This is a genomic window from Halomonas salipaludis, from assembly GCF_002286975.1.
GTDB lineage: Bacteria > Pseudomonadota > Gammaproteobacteria > Pseudomonadales > Halomonadaceae > Franzmannia > Franzmannia salipaludis.
Genome location: NZ_NSKB01000001.1, coordinates 446,663 through 456,303, shown reverse-complemented (window position 1 = coordinate 456,303; position 9,641 = coordinate 446,663). Strand labels below are relative to the sequence as shown.

Sequence of the window (9,641 nt, the reverse complement as noted above, 5' to 3'; positions counted from 1 at the left end):
TCAGTGTCTCCTTACAGGGTGTCGGTGGCGGCCAGCATGGCGCGCTCGTAGGCATTGCCGGCTTGCTCGATCATGGCCTCCATCTCCTCGTCACCGGCCTGGCGCTCCATGATGGCGAGGATCTGGTCGGCCAGCTCGGGAGACAGGATGTCGGGTACCGTGCCGTCGATGACGGATTGCAGGAACTGCCGGTCTTGACGGCGCATCGGGTCCTCCTCGTTGTCGGCGGGCGCGGGCGGGTCGGTGGGCGCTTCTGGGGCGCTGGGCGCGGCGTCACGGTCGAACAGTGGGCGGTACCGCTCCCAGTCTTCGGCCGCCTGCCAAACGGCATTGCGGGACGTGATGGCCGGCTTGTCCCAGTCCTTCTGCTGCTCGGCCAACCAGGCCAGCAGCACGGCGCCCAGCAGCGGGTCGCGCTTGGCCCGCGTCTTGACCTTGCCGGCGATGGAGTTGACGAACAGCGAGCGCTCCATGCCGGGCATGGTGCCGGCATCGATGCCCTTGATCGTGGCCAGGGAGCGGGTGAAGTCGCGGGTCAGCGCCTTGAACTCGTCGCGCTCGACGACGGCTCGGCCGGCCTCGAGAGGGTCGACGTCTGCCTGCGCTGCGGGCGCTGGGTCCTGCTCCGGCTCTTCCTCGGTGCCGCTGGCCGGCTCGCCGGCTGCCGCGCTCGGCAGCCAGGCCTTGAGCCCGTCGACGCTCATCTCCTGCATGCTGCCCAGCCCATCCCAGCCGGCTCGATAGCTGGCCAGGTAGCCCTGCTCGGCGGCCTCGCGGGTGGCGAAGCCCAGCATGACCTTGTGCTCGTCCAACTCGCCGTCCTTGCCCACCTGGTTGACGACGAAGACGCGCTCGCTGTCCAGATCGGGACCAATAAAGACGTCGACCTCGTCGCCGTCGGCACCCTTGGTGCCCTTGATGTAGCCGTAGTCATGGGGCAGCGAGATCGACCACTCCTCGCCTTCCTGCGTGGTGCCGGAGCGCACCGTTCCCTTGGGGTTCTCGATGGCGAGCGTCAGGCCGTGCATGTCGACCTCACCCTTGGCGTAGTCGCCGCCCTCCTTCTCCTCCTCGGTCGGCTCGATATCGGTGGCCTGGCGCGCCTGCTCGATGTCGTTTTCGCTAGGCGCCTCGCCGACCGCTCCATCGGCGGTCAGCTTGGCTTCATTGAGAATGATGTAGGTAGTCGGCGGGGCGCCGTCGGAATACATCTCGCCCACTCTTGGGTCGCCCTCGACGGTCCCGAACCCCTGATCGGGAAAGGCGATGGCATCAAATCCTGCGTCACGGGCTTGCTGGATCACTTCCTGCGACTGATCCCCCCGCGGCATGCTGAGCTTGCGCAGCACTTGGGCGCTGGCATCGAGCGTGAAGGCAAGCACCGTGCCCGAGTTGTCCTCGTTGGCGCCGGGATTTCCGCCATTCTCGAGCTGCCTCGCTATCTCGGCTTTCTCGGCAAACCACTCTGCCGCCTGGCGGCTCGCCGTCAGGTATATCTGGTCGCCCTGGTCGGCGCGGTTCTTGCCGACGCCGCTACCTGCGCGGCTCGCGTCGAATCGGCTGAACGCATTCCCCTTGGCGGTGCCGTGATACAGACGAATACCGCCTTGTGCCGACGGCACTGCCTCACCAGGCTCCTCGGTCGGGGCGGGCTCGGGCTCGGGCTCGGGCTCGGGCTCGGGCTCAGGATCGGCTGCCGGCGCGCTGAACAGGTCCAGCGACTCGATGGCGTAGCTGCCCTCGCCGTACTCCTTCTCCAACTCCCGGTTGGCGGCGGCGATGATCTCCTCGAGGCTGGCCTGCTGGCCTTCGCCAAACATGTCCACGGTCTGGCCGCGCTCGGCCTCTTTGCGCACGAACTCGGCCATGGCCCGGAAGGCCAGGCCCAGCCGCTTGGTGCTGCGGTTGTTCTGGCTGATGAACAGCGCCATGGCGGCCGTGGCCGGCGGAATGTCGCCGAACAGGCCCAGTTGGTTGACGACCTCCTCCACGCTGGCCCCCTCGGCCTTGGCGCGGCGTACCAGGTTGGTGGCGTCGATGATGGCCTGTACCGCCTGCTCGTTGAGCGAGGCCTCGACGCTGTCCACTAGCTGATTGGTCAGCGCATCGGTACCGGCCTGGTCGGCGGCCTGCGCGCGAATGAACTCCGGCGCCGCCACGTTGAGGGCGTTGATGACGTTGGCGACCTCGGGCTTGCTGGCGTCGGCCGTCATCTCCAGCAGACGGTCGTCGTTGTAGGCCTTGGCGAAGATGGCGGCCTGCACGCGGGCGATCAGCGCGCCCGTGGGGTTGCCGTCGCCGGTCATGTACTGGGCGGCCTCGGTGTCGCCCAGCGACTGCAGGAAGCCGTTGATGAACTCCCGATTGGCGGCCGACAGCAGGTTGCCGTCGTCGGCGAGCTTGGCGATCAAGCCGTCATCCAGCCGGTCGGCATCGGCCCGCGCCTTCTCGGTGCCGGTCATGCTCAGCTTGTCGTCCTGATTGGCCTCGACGGCGAACTCCCGGCGGTCGAGCTGTGACGTGCGCACGCGAACGAGCACGGGCTTGCGCATGGCGCGCACGCGGCCGGCGTCCAGGTTGTAGTGATGCGCCTCCTCGATCAGCCACTGGCGGTACTCCTCAGCGGTGCCGGCGCGGTACGCCTCCTGAATGGCCATCGTGCGCCCGTTGCCGGACTCCACGACGCGATCGGGGCCGACGATGGGCGCCCCGGTATCGGCCCGGCGGGTGCGCCCCAGGCTGTCCGGATCCAATTGCCGGGCCGTCTTCTGCACCCAGGCAATGGACGCATCGCGGCCGCGGTCGCGCGGCTGGAGCTCGGCGGGAAAGTCGGGGTTGGGGTTGCCGCTGATATCGTGCGAGGCAATCAGCTCGTCGGCTTCGACCACTGTGAAGCCGGTCTGTACCTCGCTGCCCTTGGCGGTCTTGACCACGTTCTCGGCACCCTCGGGCTCGAGCTCGCCGTCGGCGTTGACGCCGGTGGGCGTCTCCTTGCCGGTAGGCTCGGCTGGCAGGCTCGCCGGCTCTTCCTCGGCCTGCGGCTCATCGTCAGCGGCCTGCCGGGGCTGCTGCTCGCCGACGGCCTGACTCACCCTCTTGGGCTCGAAGTGCAAGTCGAGCTCGACGCCGGCATCGGTCAGCTCGTCGATGCTGATGTAGCCAAGCCCGCTGTCGGAGTAGCCGTAGGCCTGCTCGGTACCGTCGCCCTTGGCATCCTTCTCGGTGATGTACCAGTCGCCGGCATCGCGGAAGTAGTGCAGGTAGGCGGTGGCATCCATGCCCTTGCCGTCCTGCTCGTAGCTGGTGGCCATGCCGTCGATGACCCGGGCCAGCACCTGCGCGCGGTCGATGTAGGCGTCGGCCTCCTCGCCGTTGCGAATGGCGGTGGCCATGGCCCGGTACTGGCTGCGCGACAGGAAGGGGCGAATCTCGTCGAGCATGCGCAGCCCGTCGGCGGGCGTCGGCGGTGCCGGCGGCGCATTCAGGGCGGCGTCCTCGGCCTCGATGCGAGCGATCTCGATCTCTTTCGTCAGCTGGTCGAGCTCGGTCTCCAGGTCGCCGATCTCGAGCTTGAGTCCCTCGATATGCTCGAGGCGCTCGGCGCGTCGCTTGTTCATGCGCGCGAAGGCGTCGGAGTTCTTGGCCGCCAGCTTCATGATGCGGCGCGCCACCTGGCGAATCGGCAGGTCGGTACCGCGCTCGGGAGCGACGACGATGGTGATGTCCTTCTTGTTGAGCAGCCACTTCCAGCTGATCAGGTCATCGGTCGGCTTCAGCGCCTTGGCGCTGCCCGCGTCCGGGTTGTGGAACATGATGGTGACCGTCTGGCCGTCGCTGAGCTCGAAGACGGCGGCGACGTTGATCACGCCCTGACGCCGGAACGGGTTGGAGACCTGCGAGGCCACGACGTCGAGCTCGCCGGTCGCCGTGTTCATCACGCGCTCCAAGCCGCGCACCTTGCGCCCCAGCGTGGACTGCGTGGCCACCAGGGCGTCCAGCGCATAGACCTCGTCGGCATCTTCCAGGATGTCGTCGAGCGTCACGCTGTCGAACACCAGGCCGTCGTCGGCATCGGCACGGCGAATGCGGTACAGCAGCTGAGCCAGCGTCATGCCGACCGGCATCGCGCTGTCGTTCCAGAGAACAGGTGGTGAAGACATAGTAGGCCCCTGTAATGGGTGGATCGGGGCGCCGCGACGGGCGCGCAGATGGGGCCATGCTATGGGAGAGAGACAGGCTGCCGGCCTCGGCTTTTCCTGGCCGTGCAGCCTGGTGGTCAGCCGCCGGCCATGACGTCGGGCGATCCGGCCGCCACTGCCGAGCCGCAATCCACGGGGTCGCCGATACGCCCCAGCGGGCGGCCGTTGACGTTGACGCTGCCCGAGCCTGCGGACAGCACGCCGTCGTGACAGACGCCGTCCGGATTGCAGTGCGACTCCCAAGCATCGCCCTGGCGGTGGGCGGGCTGGCCGTTGATCATCACGTTGGGGCTGCCCTCGGTGCTGTTGCGCGGCGGAAACGCACCGTGGCCGGTGCAGCCATCACCCTGTCGAGTTACGGCGGGCATCGATCTCGCTCCTCAGCCGGTCACGGCCGGCACTCCAGTCCTGATGCACTTCGATCAGGTACGACATGTAGGCCTCGCTGCCGTCGGCCAGGTCGGCGACGACATCGAGTCGGTAGGCGCGCGTCTGCGCTCGGCTGGGGCGGTACTCGATCAGCTCCTCAGCCTCGGCCGGCAACTGCTCCCAGGACGGCACGCGCACCACCTGCCCGTCCTGGCGATAGTCGATGTGCTCGATCGGGAACAGCCCGGCCAGGCTGTCGGCCGAAACGGTCAGGCCGTCGGCATCGCCCTCGATGGCCAGCAGCGCCTGCTCTGGCGTGATCGAGCCCCGGTAGCCGACGACCTCGACGACAGCCGGCTCGCCGGTCACGGGGTCGACGCCCTCGACCTCCACGCTGATCGTGAACGCCACCGGGCCGGCGGTCTCCGGCAGGCTGAACAGCAGGTCGGGCGGCGGCGTCCAGGTTTCGGTTGCCGCCATCAGGACACGGGGCGCAGCTCGGCCAGCTGCTGGCGAGCGTCGTCGACGGCTTCACGCAGGGCGTCGCGCTTGGCTTCCAGGCGCTTCTCCATCCGCGGCGCCGCGGTCTTCATGCGCTTGGGCAGCTCGACCCTGGCCCGGGACAGGCGCTTCTGGAAGGCGGTCCGCCCGCGGTCCATGGCCTGCACGATCTCGCCGATGGCCTTGACGTGATCGTCCTGGTTGGCCATCGGCACCACCTTGCGGTTGAGCAGCACCTGAAAGATGTCGCCCGGCCGCTTCACGCGCAGCTTGACCACCTGGCTGTCGCTGAACGTCAGCCCGATCTCGCGGTAGCTGACGCCGCTGGTGCGCTTGACCCGCGAATCGACGTCGACGCTCACCGGGTTGGCGCCGGCACGCCGGAAGTACTTCTCGACGTCGCGCACCGCCTTGTCCTTGCGGCTCAGGTCGTCGAAGGAAAACAGAAGATTGGCAGCCATGGCGGGCTCCTTGTCAGTTGAGGTTGATCATGCTGGACAGCTGGGTGATGTCGTCCGGCGTCAGCGTGATGGTCGAGCCGCCGACCTGCAGGGTGATGCTGTCTCCGGCGCTGACGTGCACCAGTCCGCCGGAGTGCAGGCGCATCTCGCTGTCGGTCAGCAGCTGCATGTTGGCATGGTGCCAGCGCCGCCAGCCGGCGGAGTTGCCGGTCGTCGGGTTGCGCCAACCGGTGATCAGCGGAAAGCGCGGGTCGCCCTGAATGAACTCCACCCACACCAGGTCGCCGGGCAGGATCTCGATTTCGGTCATGGTCTCGTGGCGCGACTTGTCGCCGACCGGGTACTCGATCTCCGCCACCAGGCCGGTCTCGGCGCCGTCGGTGATGCCCGGGATGCTGACCACGCACGTGCGCGTGTCGGCCTCGTAGCTGTCGACCACGGCCGGCCACTTGCCGGCCAGCAGGCCGCTTCCGCTCATGGTTCCAATCTCCCCAGCCAAACGCGGGTGAACTGTTCGGGGGCGTCGCCGTCCGCGCCGGGCGCGAACAGGGTGGCCACCGTCATTGCCACCAGCGGCTCGCCGCCCACGACCTCGATCAGGTCGCCGGCCGCGATCTTCTGCGTGTACTTGAGGCGCGTGTTCTTGGTCAGCACCAGACAGCCCGTCATGTGGCGCAGCGTGACCTCGTTGACCCCGGGCTGAAAACGGGCCGCGCGCGGCTTGCCGCGGTTGCCGTAGACGAACTGGCCGTCGGCATCCACGCTGTAGAACCACGGAATGTCGTGCCGCTCCAGGAAGCCGGATTCGACGTCATCCGAGGCGGTGTTGACGATGGTGTCGACCGGCTCCTGATCGAACAGCGCCGGCAGTGGAATGAAGGCCAGGCGACCATGCCGCCAACGCACGACACCGCCCGCCTCCTGTAGAGCCCGGGCAATGTGGTAGGTATGCGCCTCTCCCGCCAGGCAGGCGAAGCGCGGTACCGCGAAGTCGCCCTCGATGCCGCGCAGCGTGGCCCCGCACGCGCGGTAGACCTCGGTCAGCGTGGCGCCGCGCTTGATGACGGCCCGCGGCTTGACGAACGCGACCTCGACCACCGGTTTCAGGATGGCGATGAGGCGCACGTAGCCCGCCAGGTCGTCGGCCTGCATGCGCGCCTGCTGGATGAACTCGGACTTGATGATCTCCAGCTCGTCGCCGTCATAGGTGGTGATCGAGCGCCCGACCTCGAAGTGCTCGGCGGTCTCCGTGCCGGCGCGGATCTCGGCCTCCAGGGTGAGCGGTATCGGCACCAGGTCGGAACGCAGCACCGCGCGACGAATGAAGTCGCCGCGAATGCGCTGGTCGCCGTTCTCGCCGAAGTACAGCTCCATGGCGGTCTACACCGTGACGACGGGATGGAAGAAGACGCGCCGCGGCAGGTCGGCCTCGAGCTGCGTGATCTCGCTGCCGACCTCGGAGCTCGAGCGACCAAAGCCGCCGCCAGCGCTCAGGATGCCGGTCGCCTCCATTTGCAGCGCGTTCTCACGCTCGACGTAGAGGATGAACAGCGGGCGTATCTCGGCCCACTCCGACACCGTGATGTCGACGTTCTCGTCGATGTCGGCGCCCTCTGCCAGGTGGGTCAGCGCCGCGAAGCCGGCATAGAACGACACCGCCGCCACGGCTTGCGCCGTGACGGATTCCGGGGGAAGGATGTTGGCAGCCCCGCGCTCGAGCTCGACGAAGCGGGTCACCAGGTCGGCCAGCTTTGCCATCAGCGGTAATCCGTGCTGTTGCCTTCCACGATCTCGCCAAAGTAGTGGAAGAACATGGTGCCGCTGAAGGCCAGGATCTGGCTGCGGTTCTCCCAGTCGCGATCCGGGTCGTCGATCTGGATGAAGGCGTCGGTGATGCGCTTGTAGCGCAGGTAGCGCTCGGGCGTGCCCTCGTAGATCTTGGCGTTGAACGTGCCGCCGTTGGTGATGATGTCGACGAGCATCTGATCGATGCTGCCGGCCGTCACTTCCATCAGGGTCACCTGCCCCTGGTGGTTGACGCGGATCTGTTGCGGCTCCCACAGGGCGGCGCCCAGCGGTGACGGCACCTCGATCTCGCCTTGCGGCGCGACGACGGGCCACGGGCACTGGCGGGCCAGCAGGTAGTTCTGCTCGAAGCCCTCGATCTCGAAGGTGAAGTCGGAGTTGACCACCTTCTGCCCCATGGCCTTGGTCTGGTCGTAGAAGCCCTTGAGGTAGTTGGCGTTGGATACGGTCATGGCGTAGCCTCGATGGTTGGGATCAAGTCAGCACGAGCCATGGCGTTCCATGGCCTTGAGCGCCCAGACTATCGCTGCCCGGGAGCGCGCAGCCCCCGGGTTTTCCGCTCGGTCTCGGCGCCCTGGCTCAGTGGGTCGTGCGCAGTACCGCCTCCAGGCGCCGGATATGGGCTTGCAGCATGGCGTCACGCGTGGCCAGCGCCTCATAGGCACCTGCCGCCAGACAGCCGTCATAGGGCGGCAGCTCGAGCTCACGCAGCACGGCATCCACCTCGGGATGACAGGCGAACTCAGCGGCCGTCACGACGGGCAGCGCCGGCCGCTCGGGCACAGGCAACGGCTCCTGAACGAAGACGGTCCTAGTCGTCGCGCATCCAGCCATCAGCAAAATGGTCGCGGCGACCGCTACGCGCGTCAGCACGGGCTTTCTCGACATCACGCTCCCCCTCTTCCTTGCCTTTGGCGCTGGCCGTGTCGGCCTTGTGCCGCTGTTCGATACGCTCCTCGGCGGTATCGGCCCGCCGGCCCTCGTCATCGGCTCGCTGACGGGCGTTGTCGCGCTGCCTGGCGACGACGGCGAGCGCGATCGACAGCGCGGTAGCCAACAGCCCCAGGGCGGCGACCACTATTTGCCGGAGCCGGCTCATTGGTCCGCCTCGTCGCCGTGAGGCGGCAGGTTCTGCTTGATCACGCGCACGATGCCCACGCCGGTACCGGAGACGGCTGCCAGGACGGCGAACACCCCCTGCGGCAAGGCGACCTCCCAGAGTGGCAGCGAGGCCTCGACACCGCCGAACACGGCGGCAAGAATGCCCAGCCGCACCGACCACAGGCGGTGCCAGTTGCGGGCGTCGTCGGTCAACCTCATGCCGTCATCTCCCCTGTCTCGTGCTCGAGCCGCCCACCCTTCCGGCGGTAGAAGGCGATCAGCTCGCGTTCGGCGACTTCGCGCTGGCCGTAGCCCGCGCCCGGGAAGGACGCCCAGATGTTGGCGCACTTGCGGATGGCGTCGCTGATACGCCCGGCCAGCACGTCGTCATAGGCGCGCCGCTCCCGGATCTGCTGAACCGCGTAGAGGTCCTGTGATGCCGGGCCGAAGTCGGGCAGGCCGAGCTGCGCCTGGTAGTGCTTCCAGTAACGGTGCAGGATCTGGTACCGGCCGGCCGCCGTGGAATGGATGCCATAGGCCGGCAGCCAGACCCGCTTGTTGGGGTGGTCGCTGAAGTCGGTAAACAGCTCGCCGCCGACCAGCACGTCATAGCCGTCCTGCTCGCCGTAACGGTCCGTACCCTCGGCGAAGGCGATCATGTCCAGGAAGGCGCACAGATTGGCCTCGCCCTGCCCGGGGGCCGGCCGTTTCGGGGCAGTGCCCAGCGCCCCGCGGGTAGCGGGGCCGACCAGCCCGTCAGGCGTCAGCCCCCGGCTGCGCTGGAAGGCCTTGACCGCCCGCTCGGTGACGGGACCGAACACGCCGTCATCGACCAGTCCAGCGCCGGCTTGGCGGTTGAGCTCTTGTTGCAGGGCGCGCACGGCCTCGCCGCGGCTACCTCGTCTCAGAAGTGCCGTCATAGGACATCCTCATCAGGCTGGCGACATTGCCCCGAGCACGCAGCGTCAGGACACAAAACAGGGCGGCGAGCACGGTCTGGAACAGGCTCACCTCAGGCTTGAGAAACACGACTTCGAGGCCGGCGCACAGCAGGGTGCCAATCAGCACGCTGGCCAGTAGCGACACGCACGGCTTGTAGCGGCGCGCGCCGCGGCGGAAGGTGGCCAGGCGCATGGCGGCGATGAAGTAGCTGAAGGCCGCCAGTGCCGGCGCGATGCTTTGAAGTACCCCGGTATCAGCCATT

At 67.8% G+C, this 9,641-nt stretch carries 13 protein-coding genes; all 13 read right to left on the bottom strand.

The genetic code is table 11. The features are described 5' to 3' along the window. Positions 1-11: 11 nt before the first annotated feature. Positions 12-4,160 carry a defense against restriction DarA-related protein gene (locus CK498_RS02405; RefSeq protein ID WP_141246898.1) on the bottom strand — a complete coding sequence of 1,383 codons (4,149 nt, stop codon included), beginning with the start codon at positions 4,158-4,160 and terminating at the stop codon, positions 12-14. Between the two features lie 116 nt (positions 4,161-4,276). Next, positions 4,277-4,567 carry a PAAR domain-containing protein gene (locus tag CK498_RS02400; protein WP_095619253.1) on the bottom strand — a complete coding sequence of 97 codons (291 nt, stop codon included), beginning with the start codon at positions 4,565-4,567 and terminating at the stop codon, positions 4,277-4,279. Further along, positions 4,542-5,048, bottom strand: coding sequence for a hypothetical protein (locus CK498_RS02395; protein WP_095619252.1), 507 nt, complete (start codon positions 5,046-5,048; stop codon positions 4,542-4,544). Before CK498_RS02395 ends, CK498_RS02400 begins: the two co-directional genes overlap by 26 nt. Continuing rightward, positions 5,048-5,530 (bottom strand): defense against restriction DarA-related protein, encoded by a 483-nt coding sequence (locus tag CK498_RS02390; protein ID WP_095619251.1) that lies wholly within the window; start codon positions 5,528-5,530, stop codon positions 5,048-5,050. Before CK498_RS02390 ends, CK498_RS02395 begins: the two co-directional genes overlap by 1 nt. A gap of 13 nt (positions 5,531-5,543) precedes the next feature. Then, positions 5,544-6,008, bottom strand: coding sequence for a hypothetical protein (locus tag CK498_RS02385; protein ID WP_095619250.1), 465 nt, complete (start codon positions 6,006-6,008; stop codon positions 5,544-5,546). Beyond that, entirely contained in the window at positions 6,005-6,904 is a 900-nt protein-coding gene (locus CK498_RS02380; RefSeq protein WP_095619249.1) for a hypothetical protein, read from the bottom strand. Before CK498_RS02380 ends, CK498_RS02385 begins: the two co-directional genes overlap by 4 nt. Before the next feature lie 6 nt (positions 6,905-6,910). Next, positions 6,911-7,288 (bottom strand): hypothetical protein, encoded by a 378-nt coding sequence (locus CK498_RS02375; protein ID WP_095619248.1) that lies wholly within the window; start codon positions 7,286-7,288, stop codon positions 6,911-6,913. Continuing rightward, complete coding sequence (locus CK498_RS02370; RefSeq protein WP_095619247.1) at positions 7,288-7,788, bottom strand: hypothetical protein; 501 nt, start codon at positions 7,786-7,788, stop codon at positions 7,288-7,290. The genes CK498_RS02375 and CK498_RS02370 overlap by 1 nt, the downstream gene beginning before the upstream one ends. Positions 7,789-7,915: 127 nt before the next feature. Further along, positions 7,916-8,119, bottom strand: coding sequence for a hypothetical protein (locus CK498_RS02365; RefSeq protein ID WP_095619246.1), 204 nt, complete (start codon positions 8,117-8,119; stop codon positions 7,916-7,918). A gap of 28 nt (positions 8,120-8,147) precedes the next feature. After that, positions 8,148-8,435: a hypothetical protein gene (locus tag CK498_RS02360; protein ID WP_095619245.1), complete on the bottom strand. Its 288-nt coding sequence runs from the start codon at positions 8,433-8,435 to the stop codon at positions 8,148-8,150. Beyond that, positions 8,432-8,656, bottom strand: a complete 225-nt coding sequence (locus CK498_RS02355; RefSeq protein WP_095619244.1) for a DUF7940 domain-containing protein — start codon at positions 8,654-8,656, stop codon at positions 8,432-8,434. The genes CK498_RS02360 and CK498_RS02355 overlap by 4 nt, the downstream gene beginning before the upstream one ends. Next, positions 8,653-9,357: a peptidoglycan-binding protein gene (locus CK498_RS26835; protein WP_095619243.1), complete on the bottom strand. Its 705-nt coding sequence runs from the start codon at positions 9,355-9,357 to the stop codon at positions 8,653-8,655. The genes CK498_RS02355 and CK498_RS26835 overlap by 4 nt, the downstream gene beginning before the upstream one ends. After that, positions 9,332-9,640: a phage holin family protein gene (locus CK498_RS02345; protein ID WP_095619242.1), complete on the bottom strand. Its 309-nt coding sequence runs from the start codon at positions 9,638-9,640 to the stop codon at positions 9,332-9,334. The genes CK498_RS26835 and CK498_RS02345 overlap by 26 nt, the downstream gene beginning before the upstream one ends. Position 9,641: the final 1 nt, after the last annotated feature.